The sequence below is a fragment of the Aphanothece sacrum FPU1 genome, assembly GCF_003864295.1.
Lineage (GTDB): Bacteria > Cyanobacteriota > Cyanobacteriia > Cyanobacteriales > Microcystaceae > Aphanothece_B > Aphanothece_B sacrum.
Window position 1 is genome coordinate 302756 of sequence record NZ_BDQK01000017.1, and the last position, 16112, is coordinate 318867.

General features: G+C 37.1%; 17 protein-coding genes. 9 read left to right on the forward strand and 8 right to left on the reverse strand.

Annotated elements, in window-relative coordinates:
• Positions 1 to 115 precede the first annotated feature (115 nt).
• From AsFPU1_RS21465 to AsFPU1_RS21475, 3 genes are all read left to right on the forward strand, one after another.
• Positions 116 to 349 (forward strand): antitoxin, encoded by a 234-nt coding sequence (locus AsFPU1_RS21465; protein ID WP_124975920.1) that lies wholly within the window; start codon positions 116 to 118, stop codon positions 347 to 349.
• Entirely contained in the window at positions 346 to 747 is a 402-nt protein-coding gene (vapC, locus tag AsFPU1_RS21470) for a type II toxin-antitoxin system tRNA(fMet)-specific endonuclease VapC (protein ID WP_124975918.1), read from the forward strand. Before AsFPU1_RS21465 ends, vapC begins: the two co-directional genes overlap by 4 nt.
• Before the next feature lie 144 nt (positions 748 to 891).
• Positions 892 to 1056, forward strand: a complete 165-nt coding sequence (locus AsFPU1_RS21475) for a YqaE/Pmp3 family membrane protein (protein WP_124975916.1) — start codon at positions 892 to 894, stop codon at positions 1054 to 1056.
• A gap of 251 nt (positions 1057 to 1307) precedes the next feature.
• On the opposite strand, the gene truB is transcribed toward AsFPU1_RS21475, so the two are convergent.
• Entirely contained in the window at positions 1308 to 2198 is an 891-nt protein-coding gene (gene truB / locus AsFPU1_RS21480; RefSeq protein ID WP_124975914.1) for a tRNA pseudouridine(55) synthase TruB, read from the reverse strand.
• 288 nt (positions 2199 to 2486) lie between these two features.
• Between truB and AsFPU1_RS21485 the strand changes: the two genes are divergently transcribed.
• From AsFPU1_RS21485 to lnt, 3 genes are all read left to right on the forward strand, one after another.
• Positions 2487 to 3107, forward strand: coding sequence for a chorismate lyase (locus AsFPU1_RS21485; protein ID WP_124975912.1), 621 nt, complete (start codon positions 2487 to 2489; stop codon positions 3105 to 3107).
• A gap of 135 nt (positions 3108 to 3242) precedes the next feature.
• A complete protein-coding gene (locus AsFPU1_RS21490; protein WP_172957531.1) occupies positions 3243 to 3797 on the forward strand; it encodes a hypothetical protein in 555 nt (184 codons plus the stop codon).
• A 60-nt stretch (positions 3798 to 3857) separates the two neighbouring features.
• Complete coding sequence (gene lnt / locus AsFPU1_RS21495) at positions 3858 to 5432, forward strand: apolipoprotein N-acyltransferase (RefSeq protein ID WP_124975908.1); 1575 nt, start codon at positions 3858 to 3860, stop codon at positions 5430 to 5432.
• A gap of 53 nt (positions 5433 to 5485) precedes the next feature.
• Here lnt and AsFPU1_RS21500 read toward each other — a convergent pair whose 3' ends face one another.
• The 3 genes from AsFPU1_RS21500 to AsFPU1_RS21510 all read right to left on the reverse strand — a co-directional run bounded on the left by AsFPU1_RS21500 (position 5486) and on the right by AsFPU1_RS21510 (position 7637).
• Positions 5486 to 5692: a type II toxin-antitoxin system HicB family antitoxin gene (locus tag AsFPU1_RS21500; RefSeq protein ID WP_124975906.1), complete on the reverse strand. Its 207-nt coding sequence runs from the start codon at positions 5690 to 5692 to the stop codon at positions 5486 to 5488.
• Positions 5689 to 5913 carry a type II toxin-antitoxin system HicA family toxin gene (locus AsFPU1_RS21505; protein WP_124975904.1) on the reverse strand — a complete coding sequence of 75 codons (225 nt, stop codon included), beginning with the start codon at positions 5911 to 5913 and terminating at the stop codon, positions 5689 to 5691. Before AsFPU1_RS21505 ends, AsFPU1_RS21500 begins: the two co-directional genes overlap by 4 nt.
• A gap of 296 nt (positions 5914 to 6209) precedes the next feature.
• Entirely contained in the window at positions 6210 to 7637 is a 1428-nt protein-coding gene (locus tag AsFPU1_RS21510; RefSeq protein ID WP_124975902.1) for an amidase, read from the reverse strand.
• A gap of 152 nt (positions 7638 to 7789) precedes the next feature.
• Between AsFPU1_RS21510 and AsFPU1_RS21515 the strand changes: the two genes are divergently transcribed.
• The 3 genes from AsFPU1_RS21515 (at position 7790) to AsFPU1_RS21525 (ending at position 13740) form a co-directional block, all read left to right on the forward strand.
• The gene (locus AsFPU1_RS21515; protein ID WP_124975900.1) at positions 7790 to 9304 is read left to right on the forward strand and encodes an efflux RND transporter periplasmic adaptor subunit; all 1515 of its coding nucleotides are present in this window, start codon (positions 7790 to 7792) and stop codon (positions 9302 to 9304) included.
• A gap of 260 nt (positions 9305 to 9564) precedes the next feature.
• Positions 9565 to 12687, forward strand: a complete 3123-nt coding sequence (locus AsFPU1_RS21520) for an efflux RND transporter permease subunit (protein WP_124975898.1) — start codon at positions 9565 to 9567, stop codon at positions 12685 to 12687.
• Positions 12688 to 13017: 330 nt separating this feature from the next.
• The gene (locus AsFPU1_RS21525) at positions 13018 to 13740 is read left to right on the forward strand and encodes a PEP-CTERM sorting domain-containing protein (protein WP_124975896.1); all 723 of its coding nucleotides are present in this window, start codon (positions 13018 to 13020) and stop codon (positions 13738 to 13740) included.
• A 186-nt stretch (positions 13741 to 13926) separates the two neighbouring features.
• Here the strand turns inward: AsFPU1_RS21525 and AsFPU1_RS21530 are convergent, their stop codons facing one another.
• The 4 genes from AsFPU1_RS21530 to AsFPU1_RS21545 form a co-directional block, all read right to left on the reverse strand.
• The gene (locus tag AsFPU1_RS21530) at positions 13927 to 14583 is read right to left on the reverse strand and encodes a DUF3782 domain-containing protein (RefSeq protein ID WP_124975894.1); all 657 of its coding nucleotides are present in this window, start codon (positions 14581 to 14583) and stop codon (positions 13927 to 13929) included.
• 181 nt (positions 14584 to 14764) lie between these two features.
• Positions 14765 to 15076 (reverse strand): DUF5615 family PIN-like protein, encoded by a 312-nt coding sequence (locus AsFPU1_RS21535; RefSeq protein ID WP_124975892.1) that lies wholly within the window; start codon positions 15074 to 15076, stop codon positions 14765 to 14767.
• On the reverse strand, positions 15057 to 15311 hold the full coding sequence (locus tag AsFPU1_RS21540) for a DUF433 domain-containing protein (RefSeq protein WP_124975890.1): 255 nt from the start codon (positions 15309 to 15311) through the stop codon (positions 15057 to 15059). The genes AsFPU1_RS21535 and AsFPU1_RS21540 overlap by 20 nt, the downstream gene beginning before the upstream one ends.
• A 51-nt stretch (positions 15312 to 15362) precedes the next feature.
• Positions 15363 to 15986, reverse strand: coding sequence for a DUF3782 domain-containing protein (locus AsFPU1_RS21545; protein ID WP_124975888.1), 624 nt, complete (start codon positions 15984 to 15986; stop codon positions 15363 to 15365).
• Between the last annotated feature and the right edge of the window lie 126 nt (positions 15987 to 16112).

Consider the following 16112-nt stretch of genomic DNA (forward strand, 5'->3'; position numbering starts at 1 on the left):
TGTCAGTCCCATAATTTTATTTTTTTTGATGACCATGTTAGATTTAAGTGGAAAAAAGTAGAATTTATTCTAGAATAGATTTATCTTTTGAACATAACACCAACATCAATCAAGTATGAATACTGCAAAAATAATTACAGAAAATAATCAACAATTTATTATTTTACCTAATGAATATTATTTGCCAGGAAATGAAGTTTATATCACAAAAATTGGCAATACAATAGTGTTAACTCCCCAAAATAATCCTTGGGAATCTTTATTTAATAGCTTAGAACTATTTTCTGAAGATTTTATGGAGGATAGAGATCAATTAAATTTACAAGTAAGAGAGGATTTATTTGAATGAAATATTTACTAGATACTAATATATGTATTTATTTGATCAAAAAGAAGCCTTTCAAGGTTTTTGAAAAATTCAAAAATATCGAACCGGGTGATATTGGAGTTTCTTCTATTACTGTGGCAGAATTGAAGTATGGAGTTTATAAAAGTCAACATTTAGAAAAAAATAAAGTTGCGCTGACTCAGTTTTTAATTCCTCTAGAAATTGTTTCTTTTGATGTTAATGCCACAGTTATTTATGGTCAAATTAGAGCTAATCTAGAGAGAGAAGGAATGATTATTGGTGCAATGGATATGTTAATAGCTGCACAAGCAGTCGCTTTGGATTTAATACTAATAACTAATAATATCAAAGAGTTTACCCGTGTTCCTAATCTGAAGTTAGAAAATTGGATAGACTAAAAATTTTGCTCGTTCTATCGGGATGATGTGGCTTAAAAATAATGAATCTCAAATATCTATTAAAAACAAAAATACCATGTTTGTCCAGGAGATTCTTTGTTATAATAGTCTTCGTTATCCAAACTTACTTAAGACGTAAATACTATGAGTGATCTGATTCGCATTATTTGTGCTATCTTTTTGCCTCCCCTTGGTGTTTTTCTACAAGTTGGGTTAGGCAAAGATTTTTGGATTAATTTATTGTTAACTATTTTTGGTTTCTACATTCTTGGTGTTGTTCACGCTGTTTGGGTGATTTCTAAAAAATAAGTTAGTTTACCTAGACAGTTTTCTATAACAATTTAACCCTTTTATGGTTAGTCTATGCTGCAACTTGAGAATCTAAATATTCAGATAGATCTTAACTCTAAACAGTTAAGCTATACAAACAAAGGTTGCCTACGCAACCTAGAATTTAGTCCGCGCAGGCGGACTTAGTCTTTATAGGATCAGACTTGAGTCTGTCATTAATTATTAATTTAGCATAGTTTGTCCGATAGAACCAGGAATCTATTAAAATTTCACATAACAACTTTAGGAATGAGAATTTGACCAGTTTCTCCTAACACTATCTCACCCATTCCTAGAAACTTTTCTCCTTCCTCATGAACTCGTACAATTTGAGGAACAGAAACACCATTAAAAGACGGATAGGCAATTTTTTGTCCTTGACACCATCTTTGTCCTTGTATTTCTAATAAGCTGACACCTATTAAATGTTTTAATCCTAATTCTGGAGAAATTGGGGTAAAATTTCCTTGTTCAACCTCAATTTTTAATTGTTCTAAACTAACACTATCAGATAATTTCATTCCACAGCTTTCTGTCCGTTCTAAACCCGCTAAAGTTCCCCCTACTTGCAGCTTTTCTCCTAAATCTCTAGCGATCGCTCTAATATACGTCCCTGGGCCACAATAAATCAAGACCTCTAATTCTCCGAATTCCCCTGGATACCAATTTAAAACATCAATTTTAGTAATTTCGACTGTTCTTACTGGGACTTCTACGGTTTTACCCTGTCTTGCTAACTCATATAATCGTTTTCCTCCCTGTTGAATCGCACTATAAGCGGGGGGTATTTGTTCAATTTTGCCGATAAATTCGCATAAAAACGGTTTAATGTCTTCTGAAGTTAAATTAGGAGTCGGTTGACATTGAATTACTTCTCCTTCAAGATCATCTGTCGTAGTTTGTGTACCAAAGCGAATTATAGCCCGATAAGCCTTATTTTCTGGCAAAAACTGCAAAAGACGAGTCGCTTTACCAACTGCGATCGGTAATACTCCTGTTGCCAAAGGATCAAGCGTTCCCCCGTGTCCAACCTTCTTAATTCTTAACAATCTTCTCACTTGCGCGACACAATCATGAGATGTTAAACCTAATGGCTTATTTAAGGCGATAAATCCGAACATTTTACCTAATTAGCTTAATTTATTGCACCTAAAATTCCCCTACGGGTGTTTTTTTTGCCCAAATTTCAGGTTATAACCAATATATTAAATAAACCCGCCCCTACACTTAAAATTCTTGTACGGGTGTTTTTTTGCCCAAATTTCAGGTTATAACCAGTATATTAGATAAACCCGCCCCGTAACCCATCATTTATCAAATTTTGGTGATGGGTTACGCTGCGCTAACCCATCCTACAAGTTTTATCTAATATGATAAACTTAAAGATAAATAAAGTTTTGTAACAAACCGTGACAGCAATTTTGCAACCTAATCATAACAATACTGTAACCGATCAATGGCACGCTCTAGATCTAATTTGGCAGGGTGATGAAACAAATGTTAAACAAGGACTCCCTCATCATCAATTATCCCCTGCTTGGCAAATATTATTATTGGGGGATGGTTCCCCAACACGCTATTTACAGTTATTAACCACCGAAAAAACGGAAGTAGATCTCATTGATATGTCTACCATTGGGAAAAACAATGATGGGGCCCCTAATCAAGTAGATATTATATCGGAACCTCGCTTAAGACGGCAAGTTTGGTTACGAACAGCATCGGGACAAAGACTCGCTTATGCTGCGTCTTGGTGGGATGCAAATCATGTGGATGACTATTTACAAAATCGTTCTTTACCTATCTGGGAGAGTCTTTCACGGTTACATACGGAATTATATCGGGATATTCAAGGCATTTATTATGGTCATTCTCTCGCATTAGAAAAGGCATTTCAAGAAAAAGGGCCATTTTGGGGACGACATTACTTATTTTGGCATGATCGCAAACCTTTAACCCTCATATATGAGGTTTTTTCTCCCTATTTACGCAAGTATTTAGGAAAAATGAGCGAGTCTAATCACTTATAAATTAATTGTAGGGGTCAACGGCCGTTGACCCTTACCTTTGTTAAACAAATTGTAATTACCCTTGATCTTCCCTGATTCTATGTTTAAGATCCTATATGAATTATTAATCGTCTGTAAATCATTAACTTAAACACTATGATGACATTATTAAGAAAAGTGAGTCGTTTAGCTGCCATTTTACCCCTACCTGTGGGTTTATTCGTCTTGGCATTGCCCCCTTCTTCAGTTTATGCTAATAGTGATTGGAATCAGTTTGATGTGTGTATCCAGGAGATGGCTATTCATGGGGTCTCTAGAGATAAAGCTGCCACTGCTTGTGCAGATGCGTTAATTCCTAAAGAATTATCTGAATGTGTTTCTATGATTTATGCAGCAACTCGTATTCCAGGGGAAAAAGTGATGTTAGCTTGTTATCAAGTCAGACGGCCTATTGATTTAGGAAATTGTGTGGCCGATGTTTATAATGGTATTCCAGCAATTTCGAGATCAGAAGCTAATTCTGAAGCAAAAGAGTCTACTTTATTAAGTTTATTAAATTCTTGTCGTCTGAGTTTAAGACCTGGTTTTTATTCTGAATGTGTTATTGCTACAAGTCGAGGTGTTCCTGATATGACTCCTGTTAAAGCATTAGATACTTGTCTAGCAGCAGAAGATTTTCCTCGTGATTTATTTCCCTCTTATGAACAGTAATAACTATAGCAATCCTATTTGATTTGTGAGAAAATAGAACTTCTGTTTTTTAACATACAAATGCAAATTATCATAGCGGGTTTAAGTGGCTTATTAATGGGGTTATCAACTGCCCCATTTTCTCTGTTTTATTTAGCTTGGATAGCGTTAATTCCTCTGTGGTTTTTGATATTTTATCAAGAAAATAAAGTAAAGTTCACGATAAAATCTTTTATTTTTAATGAAAAAACTTTAATAGCTTTTATTTGGGGTTTAGCTTATCATGGCTTTGCTATTTTTTGGATTACGGGAATCCATCCTATGACTTGGATGGGTGTTCCTTGGTTAGCAAGTTTATTAATTGCTATTTTTTGTTGGTTATTTATTTCTATTTGGGGTGCTATATTAGTTGTAACTTGGTCTATTTTAATTCGTTTTTTGGATTTAGGTAAACCTGGAAAATTATGGTTAAAATCTCCTTGGTTTAAGTCTGTTTCCCGAATTATATGGGGAGTCGCTATTTGGTGTTTTTTAGAATGGTTTTGGAGTCAGGGGGCTTTATGGTGGACTTCCCTATCTTATACTCAAAGTCCTCATAATTTAGCTATTTTACAACTTAGTAAATTCTCTGGCTATTCAACTATAACGGCAAGTATTATTGTAGTGAATGCTTTAATAGCAGAAGGTCTTATATTATATCACAATAATCATAAAAATATTCGTCAGTCTATTATTTTTTTAATAACTTCTTTGAGCCTATTTATAGGTTTACATTTACTCGGCTCATTTTTATATAATACTCCTTTTATTAACTCCGATAAAACAGCGATTAAAGTAGGTATTATTCAGGGAAATATTCCCAATACTATTAAATTGTATCCTGAAGGATGGCGTAGGGCGATTGAAGGTTATACAAAAGGTTATGAAAAATTAGCAAATCAAGGGGTTGACCTAGTAATTACTCCAGAAACTGCGTTACCTTTTGATTGGAATTATATTGTTAATAATAGCTCGTTTTATCCAGCAATTATCAAGAAAAAAGTACCTGTATTATTAGGTGCATTTGGGTTTAAAAATGGGAGTTATACAAATAGTTTATTCTCGATAGATAAATATGGTCAAATATTAAGTCGCTTTGATAAAATAAAATTAGTTCCTTTGGGTGAATATATTCCCTTTGAGAATATTTTAGGTAAAATTATTGATCGACTTTCTCCCTTAGATAGTCATTTAATAGCAGGTAAAACCGATCAAATCTTTAAGACTTCTTTCGGTCAAGCTATAGTAGGAATTTGTTATGAATCAGCTTTTAGTGAACATTTTCGCCGTCAAGCAAAAGCAGGAGGAGAATTTATTGTTACTGCTTCTAATAATGCTCATTATAGTCAAATAATGCCCGCTCAACATCATGCTCAAGATGTTATTAGAGCGATTGAAACTGATAGATGGATAGCCAGAGTAACTAATACGGGATATTCTGGTATTGTTAATCCTCATGGACAAAATTTATGGATATCTGATATTAACACTTATGAAGTACATCAAGATATAATTTATACAAGAGATACTCAAACTTTATATGTTAAATTTGGTGATTGGTTGACTTTTTTATTATTAGGATTAGGTGGTATTTTATGGGGAATAAAGATGTTATAAAGCTTGTTGTTAATCATTAACAATCTTTAAATTATTGATGGACAAATAATCTTTTAAGCTAACTGTAGCATCTGTGGAGTTGGTAAAGGTTTATTCACTTGATTATAAGCATATATTAAATCCTCTAAAACTTCTTTAGCATTTTCAAGAGCTTCTTCATAGGTTTTCCCGTGAGTTCGAGCATATTTACCCCATTCCGGTAAACTGGCAATATATGAACTATCTTCCTCAGACCATTGAATTAAAATGCTATACTTCATGATTCATCCCCTTGTTCTAATTGTTCTAATTCTTTAACTGCTGCTAGGACATCTTTTTCTTGATAAGGTTGGGCATCTTTACTATCTTTACCAGAAAGGACTACAGGATTTATTATAAGGGGATGAACCCAGTAAGAATGACTGCCTTTTCCCCGTTTAGGTAAGAGTGTAAATCCTGCTTTTTGTAATATTTGTTTTAATTCTCTTATCTTTTTTGGCATCTTATAATCCTAACATATTTGGTCTGTATTATCCACTTTTCCAGATATATTTGATAATCTTCCCATTAAATCATTACCTCATTATTTCCGTGCTTAGTCTGAACATTAAATTAATAATTCGTAGGGTGGGTTAGACACGGCTATAATTTTGAGAAAAAACTAATAAATTTTAATTCGCGTCGTAACCCACCATCTTAATTTTTTATCATACCGTAACGCACTAAAATTAACTAGTTTAGGTGCGTTACGCTGCGCTAACACACCCTACTGGAGTGAGATTTGTTGGGTTTCGTTCCTCAACCCAACCTACTACTGCCAATGGGTAAATTTTGAGGCTTAAATAAAGAGGAGTTAATTGCCATTTCTAACTGGGATGCTAAACTAATTAAAGTAAGTTCATCTGCTGGTTTTCCTATTAATTGAATCCCTACAGGTAAACCGTTTTCATCTTGGGTTACAGGTAAACTAATAGCAGGTAAACCACTGGCATTAAAGGCTGGACAAGGAGCCACCCAATTGATAATATTGGTTAAAGTTTCTTCTGGGGATAAATTGGCCCATGCCCCAACTTTTATCGGTTGATGTAAATAAACAGGCAACAATAACACATCAAACTGATCAAAAAAAGCAACTAATTGACGGGAAAAAATCTGCATTTGATGCACTGCTTGTAAATAGTCTCCAATGGTTCCCGCTTGTTCTTTTAACCAACAATTCATCGAACTTAACGCTTCATCTGGAAGTCTAGCCGCATTCACTCCCGCTTGCCAAATTCGTGTAAATGGCTTAATTAAGGGTTCAACATTTGGATAATGTACTTCTAAATGATGCCCCATTTCTTCTAATAATTTAGCTGCCTTTTGTACCGCATCTTTAACAATAACTTCAGTCTCATTAAAGGGAGGAAGGGTATCAGAAAAAGCAATTTTAAGAGGCGTAGAAATCTGTTGAGTCGCCGCTAAAAAAGAAATTTCCGGATCAGGCAACCAATAAGGATCACCCGTAATATAACCTGACATGACATCCAATAAAGCCGCCCCATCTGCTACAGTACGGGTTAAGGGGCCATTAACAGAAATACCACTTTGATAGTCTCCCACAGGGGCATGAGAAACCCTTCCTTTTGCGGGTTTTATGCCCACCAAGCCACAACAAGCAGCCGGGCCACGAATTGACCCACCACCATCAGAACCTTGGGCTATGGCGCATAAACCTGCGGCTACGGCAGCAGATGATCCCCCACTCGATCCTCCTGATGTATAATCTAAATGCCAAGGGTTACGGGTGGGGAGAAATCCTGGGGGTTCTGTGTAAGGAAATGAGCCTAATTCGGAGGTGGCGGTTTTCCCTAAAATAATACATCCTGCCCCTTTTAGACGCATTACTATCCCATCATCATATGTAGCGATATTATTTTTCAAGGCAGCTACTCCATAGGTTAAGGGCATTCCTGCTACAGCGTTGAGATCTTTAATAGCAGTGGGAACGCCAAAAAAGGGAGGTAAATGATTAATATTTGGGGTATTTGCTAATTGTTCCGTTTTGTTTTTAGCATCATTTAGGGCAGTTTCGGCCGCAACATGGAAAAAACTACCTAATTGGGGGTCATATTGTTCAATCCGATCTAGATAAACTTGGGTTAATTCTAAGGGGGAAATCTGGCGATCGCGGATTGATTTAGCTAAGGTTAAGGCGGGGGTAAATGCTAAGTCAAGGGAATTCATGCCTTATTGGTGATGTTGAACGTTAAACCCAATTTTACCCTGTGTTATCAGTAGTGATATTTCTATTAATCTGATTCTCTAGAGAATTGTTATATTAAGAATTAATAAGCAATTCTGTCCAAAAATTTGACACAATTGAAAGTATGTCCAAGATGGCTCAGAGCGAATCTACCTCACCTGCTTTACCAAGCCTAGCTATGTCTAATCCTAACCAATCCACCTCTAAACGAAGATCTTGGCCCTTAATTTTCGGGTTACTCATTGTAATAGCGGGGGCCGGTTGGGGCGGAAATTGGTGGTTAACCAGTCGTAATAACTCAAATTCTAACCCTGGTGCCTTAGCAAAAGAACCCCCACCCGCTTCAGTCAAGTTAATGACGCTGACAAAGGGAGTCATTGAGAATACCTCAGAAGTAGTAGGAACCGTTGAAGCTAAAGATGCTATCACCCTCAAACCAGAAATAGACGGGCGAATTAGTGATATTTTGGTTAAAGAAGGCGATCGCATTCAAAAAGGACAAACTCTTATACGCTTAGATAGTAGTGATTGGGATGCCGAATTATATCAAGCCCAAGCCCAATTAGCAACTACTCAAGCCCGTTTAGCCGAACTTCAAGCCGGAAACCGTCGAGAAGATATTGACGAAGCGATCGCCCGTCTTAATGAAGCCAAAGCCCGTTTAGCCAATGCCACTAGGGGAAGTCGTCCCGAAGAAATTGCTCAAGCCCAAGCCCAATTAACTTCTGCGATCGCTGAAGCAGAATTAGCTCAGCAACGAGTAGGACGCTATGAGCAACTTAAAGAACAAGGGGCCATCTCAGCCGATCAATATCAAGAATATAACACCCAGTCCCGTAGTGCAACGGCTGCTGTAGAGGAAGCTAAAAGTCGCCTCAGTCAACTGCAAAAGAGTCGGGGATCTGATATTGATGAATTAGCCGCAGCAGTAGAACGAGAGTCCCAAAATGTCCGACGACTGCAAAATGGCCCCCGTTTAGAAGTTATTGCCCAGGCTAAAGCTGAAGTAGCAGAAGCTAGGGCTAAAGTGCGTATTGCCCAGGTAAACCTCAATAAAACTCAAATTTTGGCTCCAATTTCGGGCATGATTGGGGATATGCCTATTGAAGTGGGAGATTATGTTAATGAAGGAGATACTTTAACCACCCTCACAGAAAATAATGTTTTAGAACTTAACTTATCTATTCCTTTAGAAAAAGCTTCTGAGTTACAGTTAGGTTTACCTGTAGAATTGTTAGATACTCAAGGAAAAGCGACTGCTACAGGAACCATCAGTTTTATCTCTCCTGATGTCACTTCTAATTCTCAATTAATTGTAGCTAAAGCAACTTTTACAAATATCAACAGGGAACTCCTTAACCGTCAATTTGTACGAGCTAAAGTTATTTGGGAAAAACGTCCTGGCATTTTAATTCCAGCGACTGCAGTATCTCGTATTGGCGCACAAACCTTTGTTTTTGTGGCTCATCCCAAGGACAAATCTAAATCAGAAACTCCCCAATTTATTGCTCAACAAAGACAAGTAGAATTAGGCAGTTTACAAGAAAATAACTATCAGATATTAAAAGGAGTAAACGCTGGAGAAAAAATAGTTACGGCCGGAATTCTTAGCCTTAGAGATGGTGCGCCTATTCAACCCCTGCCCTAAATTATGAATTATGAATTATGAATTATGAATTATGAATTATGAATTATGAATTATGAATTATGAATTATGAATTATGAATTATGAATTATGAATTATAAGTACCTGGACAAAAATAAATGATGTCATTGCGAGGGGGTTATTCAGTTATCGGTTATCTGTTAAAAGTTTTGATAATTGTTCACTGTTTACTGTTCACTGGTTTAACTCCCCTATCCCAACTTCTATCTTACTAAACTTACGGATACTCACCGCATAAAATCATGAACTTTGTTGATTTTTTTATCAAACGCCCTGTTTTTTCAAGTGTCTGCGCCCTAATTATTCTACTAGTGGGAACTATTAGTCTTTTTACCCTTCCTATTGATCGTTTTCCTGATATTACTCCTACCAGAATTCAAGTTACCGCTAACTATAGCGGTGCTAGTGCCGAAGTAGTTGAAAATGCTGTTACCTCTATTTTAGAGCGACAAATTAACGGGGTTGAAGGACTTAAATATATCACATCAAGTAGTAGTAACAGTGGAACCAGTAGTATTACAGCTACCTTTGATAGTTCACGGAATAAAGATTTAGCCGCAGTTGATATACAAAATCAGGTGTCTATTGTTCAATCTCAACTACCCGTAGATGTGCAACGTACAGGTATAGAAGTTAGCAAAGAATCTAATAATATTTTATTAGGAATTGGGCTATTTAGTGACAATAATCGTTATGATAATGTCTTCTTGAGTAATTACGCTGATCGCTATCTGCTTGATGCCTTAAAACGGGTTAAGGGGGTGGGTAATGTGCGGATTTTTGGGGAACGTCGCTATGCTATGCGTCTTTGGCTTGATCCTAACCGTTTAGCTAGTCGAGGAATAACTACTCAGGATGTAGTTACGGCTTTGTCTGAACAAAATCTGCAAGTGGGGGCAGGCAAAATTGGGGCAGAACCTGCTATCCCAGGACAAGAATATCAGTTAGACTTACGAGCAATTAGCCAGTTAACTGATCCGGCTCAATTTGATAACCTTCTGCTTAAAACCGATGAAAATGGGGCTTTAGTTCGGTTTAAAGATGTGGGACGCACCGAATTAGGGGCCCAAGATTATAGTTCCTTTCTGCGTTTTCGGGGGCAAGAAGCGGTAGGAATGGGAATTTATCCCTTAACAGGTGCTAATTCCCTTGATGTTGCCCATCGGGTCAAAAAAGAAATGGAAAGACTCGTCGAGTTTTTCCCACCTGACTTAGAATATGCGGTCGCGTTTGATACAACTGAATTTGTCGAGGAATCTTTAGCAGAAGTGGTTAATACTCTGTTAATGTCCATTTTCTTAGTTATTCTCGTTATTTTAATCTTTTTACAAAATTGGCGTACTACTTTAATTCCTGCCCTCACTATTCCTTTAGCTTTAATTGGAACGTTTGCCTTTGTTAAAGTCTTTAATTTTTCCATCAATAGTTTAACCCTATTTGGCTTAACCTTAGCGACAGGAATGGTAGTGGATGATGCCATTATCGTAGTTGAGCAAATTAGTCGTTACATTGAAGATCAAAATATGTCCCCCCAAGAAGCCGCTAGTAAGGCGATGGGAGAATTATTTGGGGCGGTTATCGCTACTTCTTTGGTGTTAATGGCCGTATTTATTCCTGTCGCCTTTTTTCCAGGAACAACCGGGGCTTTGTATCAACAATTTGCCTTAACTATTGCTTTTTCTATTGCTATTTCTACCTTTTTAGCTATAACTCTAACCCCTTCATTATGTGCTTTATTGTTGCGTAAAGGACAAAAATTTCCAGGTTGGATAGGCTTTATTTTTGCTCGTTTTAATGATTTTTTAGAAGTTGTCACACAACAATATCGGCGATCGCTATTTGGTTTATCTCGCTTTAGAAGTGTAGTCATTGGGATCTTTATTTTGTTGTTAGGGGTGACGGTTTGGATGTATTTAAAAGTTCCGACGGCATTTACACCAGAAGAAGATCAAGGCTTTTTTATTACCATTATTCAAGCTCCTGAAGGTGTATCTCTGCAATACACCAGTAAAGTGATGAGCAAGGTGGAAAAAGCTATCTTAGAAGAGCCTGATGTACGGGCCACCTTTGCTGTAGGAGGATTTGGCTTTGCTGGAAATAGTGCGAATCGAGGGGTCATTTTCACCCCGCTCAAACCCTTTAAAGAACGGCAAGGGCCTCAACATTCAGTGCAAGCGGTTATCGGTAAGTTGTGGGGGAAATTTTCTCAAATTCCTGAAGCCCAAATTATCCCCATTAATCCGCCAGCTATTCGAGGATTGGGCAATTTCGGTGGTTTTGCCTTCCAACTCCAAGATCAACAGGGGACGGGAGACTTGAATGGCTTAGTACAAGTCATGGGGCAATTATTAGGAGCAGCTAACCAAAATCCTGGACTAAACCGCGTCTTTAGTAGTTTTGCTGCTAATAGTCCTCAATTATTAATTGAAGTGAACCGCAATAAGGCTCAAACTTTGCAAGTATCTGTTGATGATATTTTTAGTACGTTACAAACAGCTTTGGGTTCTCGTTATGTGAATGATTTTACCTTACAACAACGAACTTATCGGGTTTATTTGCAAGCTGATCGTCAGTTTCGGGCTAATCCTGAAGATATTAGCAAACTATATGTGCGTTCTGCTAATAATCGTATGATTCCTCTCTCGAATTTGGTGACAATTACACCTACAACGGGGGCGCAAACTATTAATCATTATAACCTTTTTCGTTCGATTGAAATTAACGGTTCTCCTTCCCCTGGATTTAGTTCAGGACAAGCAATTAATGCGATGGAAACTATTGCTAAACAAATTTTTCCACCTGGGTTTGGTTATGAATGGTCAGGCACTTCTTTAGAAGAAATAGAAGCAGGTGGATTAGCTCCACTTATTTTTGGATTAGGGTTACTGTTTGTGTTTTTGGTGTTGGCGGCTCAATATGAAAATTATGTTGATCCTTTAATTATTCTTTTGTCGGTTCCTCTGGCTATTTTAGGAGCATTAACGGCTCAATTTTTACGGGGATTTGCTAATGATGTTTACTGTCAGATTGGGTTAGTCATGTTGATTGGCTTAGCTAGTAAAAATGCGATTTTAATTGTCGAATTCGCTAATCAATTACGAGAGGAAGGTTTACCCATTATTAAGGCTGCTATTGAGGCTTCTCAAGAACGATTACGCCCCATTTTAATGACTGCTTTGTCTACTTTATTAGGAATTTTTCCCTTAGTAATTGCTACAGGTGCAGGAGCCGGAAGTCGTCAATCTCTAGGAACAGCAGTTTTTGGAGGAATGTTAATTGCTTCTTTTTTGAGCTTATTTATTGTGCCTATTTTATATATTGTTATTAAAATGACAACGGAGAAGTTATTGCCCAGGAAATCATAATGGCTCCCCCTTAAGCTGTCACACATCTAAATTAGTCCTATTCGACTGATGGGGTGATGGTTTGACGGGTTATTTGCGCGCTTTACCAATATACGGTTTAAATGCGTCTTGGCTTATCTATGGTAAAAATGTGTAATAAACGACAATATTATACTAGAGTAGGTTAAATATGGCAATGATTTTGATGATAAACTAATAAGTTTTAAGGCACGTGGGAATCTACCATTTTTCAGATTGTAGCTTACAATCGCAGAGTAATTGTGCGATGAGTTAAATTATACACTAATTTATACATCGCGTTTACACTATCATTTTTATTGCCTATATATAATGATAGAATCACGTAAAATTATGGAGCAAACAATGAATTGTTTTCGACTACCCACATACAAGTTACCTATAAGTTTGGCGATTTATGCCGCTACTATCGCTACTACTGCTGTGAGTTTCGCCTTGATCCCTCAAGGTGATGCTTACGCTTTATCGTTCAAGTATGGGGATGAAGGGGAAGTTAAACAGATTCATAACTTAGACATATCGGGGGTAATGTATAACGTGAAATTTCATTCTTCTACATCATTTAGGGCTTTGTTTGGCTCCAAGAGTATTCCATCTCCGCTCCCAACTTTTTGGAATAACGACTCCGGCGCTGCTACCGCAGCGATGGCTATAATTGACGCTCTCGGTACGGACAAATACACATTTACCGTTCCGTTGTTACCGAGATTTTTGCCAAGTGACTCTTTCTCCCTCCCCGTATCCTTTGATGAGACATTCGGTATGGAAGGAGATATGCCTTTAGCCTATGCTTCGTACTCGGATAAACATCCCACAGACGGCGGCGATGAGTTGGTCTTCGATGAGTTGATACTTCGGTCTTTTTATGTTGGTGAGATACCTGATCTAGGCGTGCCGATAGTTACCCTCACCAAGTCTGTCCCTGAGCCTTTGACCATTGGGGGCAGCCTGCTGGCGGTTCTGGGCGGAGCGGCTTTTCGTCGTAAGCTCAATCTAGCACAAAAGGCGAGTGCGTCGTCAAAACAGGGCAATTGATGGAGCATTCCTTCTTTTAGGTGATTAAACCTAAATGCTATTGCTGTATAGTACTTCTTTGTGTCCCATTATACCGCATAAATGTATCAGCAACGCCAAAATCACAATAGAAAATTTGCCCTTGAGGGGCTTGAATATCTTCTTATACAAAGATTTCAAGCCCCTCAAGGCCTTACTACAAACATTCTACCAAGTCTGAGGTTGAAAATCAGCATCATTAATAATAGTAACAGTATCACCCGAAGGTTTAATCACAAATAATCCTTTTTTATAAGCATAGCGATCTACACCCTCATTAATTTCAATACCTGCCACTGCACCGTAAGCTTGATAGTTTTTATAATGGGGAAAAGCGATTTTAAAACGGGTTAATTTTTCTAAAAACTCATCTACATCATCTTGAGATAATCTAGATTTACATTCCACTAAAACGACATCGGTATCATCAACTGCAAGTATATCAATTTCCATTGCCATCCCTTGACGTTTAACTCTAGCGCGAGGGTAAACTTCTTTAATATCAATTCCTTTTTCCTGAAAAAGACGTAAAACCGCAGGTTCTACTAATTCTTCTACAAACCTTCCCCATCGGGTAGTAAGACTATCTACAGCTTTGCTGGTTCGTTCTACTGTACGCTTAAGTTCTGCCATGCTGTGATCGCTTTCTAACTTAGATTGAGCCAAAATACTTTCTATTTCTGCTCTATGGCGATCATATTCTGTCTTAGATTCAGCAGCACGACGATCATATTCTGCCTTAGATTCAGCAGCACGACGGTCATATTCTTCAGCAGAAGTGCGAAATAATTGGTAAATATCTTCAATAGTTACAGGTTCACTCATATATCTAAAATCTAGAACATTCTCCCTTATTCTAGCAATTGGTTTAAGAATCCCGACGAGAGCAAAAGGGCAAAACCACGAGAAATATTAAGAATTATGTAAATAACTTGACAAGCTGAATTTAATAATTGAGAACAAATCAAATATATTTAATCTCGCCTAAATCATTAATAAAAATGGACTAACCTACAGATAAAGATAAAATAAACTCACTGATTTTTTCCATTAAAGGCAATAGATAATAAGGACGAGTTGTCTGAGTATTTATAACAATAACTCTAATACTGCGATTAGCTAAATTTTGCTGATAGGGTAAATTTTTATCGGCTGTAATAAAAGCATCAAAAGGATAATTTTCTGCTAAATCAAGAATTTCTTTGTCTTTCAACCCTCTCCATCCCACATCATAAACATTCAAAACCGAATGACCCTGTGCTAAAAAAGGTTGCTTCAGTTTTTTACTTAAAAGATTCTCATCTAGCAATATAAGCATCTGTTTGACGTTCTTGGTCAATAATCAACTTACCCGCATTTTCTAAAACCTTAATCGCTTGGCTTTCTAGATAGGGAAAATCATTAATAAATTCAGTCAATCCCTCCTCACCTTCTAAATAATCAAAAAACGTTTGCAAAGGTACGCGACTTCCTACAAATACAGGCATTCCACTCATGATTTCTGGATCGCGGTGAATAATACCTTGACTTTCTAATAAATTATTGAGTTTCATAATTTGCTCACTAATGAGTTTCTCTTCTTACTATAGCGGAACTAAAACATTTTACCAAGTCTGAGGTCGAAAGTCGGCATCATTAATAATAGTAACAGTATCACCCGAAGGTTTAATTACAAATAATCCTTTTTTATAAGCATAGCGATCTACACCTTCGTTAATTTCAATACTTGCCACTGCACCGTAAGCTTGATAGTTTTTATAATAGGGAAAAGCGATTTTAAAACGGGTTAATCTTTCTAAAAACTCATCTACATCATCTTGAGATAGTCTAGATTTACATTCCACTAAAACGACATCGGTATCATCAACTGCAAGTATATCAATTTCCATTGCCATCCCTTGACGTTTAACTCTAGCGCGAGGGTAAACTTCTTTAATATCAATTCCTTTTTCCTGAAAAAGACGTAAAACCGCAGGTTCTACTAATTCTTCTACAAAACGTCCCCATCGGGTAGTAAGACTATCTACAGCTTTGCTGGTTCTTTCTACGGTACGTTCAAGTTTGGCCATGCTGCGATCGCTTTCTAGCTTAGATTGAGCCAAAATACTTTCTATTTCTGCTCTATGGCGATCATATTCTGTCTTAGATTCAGCAGCACGACGGTCATATTCTTCAGCAGAAGTGCGAAATAATTGGTAAATATCTTCAATAGTTACAGGTTCACTCATATATCTAAAATCTAGAACATTCTCCCTTATTCTAGCAATTGGTTTAAGAATCCCGACGAGAGCAAAAGGGCAAAACCGCGAGAAATATTAATAATTATGCAAAATACTGGTTCTATTAAAAACGAA